This is a genomic window from Micrococcus sp. GbtcB5, from assembly GCF_019091605.1.
Classification (GTDB): Bacteria; Actinomycetota; Actinomycetes; order Actinomycetales; family Micrococcaceae; genus Micrococcus; species Micrococcus luteus.
The window spans coordinates 1-279 of record NZ_JAGXJK010000173.1; the positions used below are offsets into that span (position 1 = coordinate 1).

The window sequence follows — 279 nt, forward strand, 5'->3', positions numbered from 1 at the left end:
AGGTGCCCCGCCTGGTCCTCCCGGACCGCCGCCAGGGGCCGGGGCACGGTGCTGCGGCGGCGGCGCAGGGCCGTGATGTCCGCCTCGAGCTCGCGCACCGCCCCCCGCAGGCGGCTGAGCTCGGTCAGCTGGGCGTGGCTCGGCCCCGGGTGCTCGGGCGGCGCCTCCAGGCCCGCGGCGATGGCCGCCTGGAGCTCGCCGAACTCGACGGCGGTACACGGCTCCGCGTCCACGTCCGCCGCGCGGAGGCGGTTCGCCAGGACGGCGCGCCGAGCCAGA

Annotated in this window: 1 protein-coding gene; it reads right to left on the minus strand. The window is 79.9% G+C overall.

Translation table 11 applies throughout. The features are described from left to right. On the minus strand, positions 1 to 279 hold a 279-nt coding region (locus KVS67_RS11905; RefSeq protein ID WP_217565439.1), incomplete at both ends, for a hypothetical protein.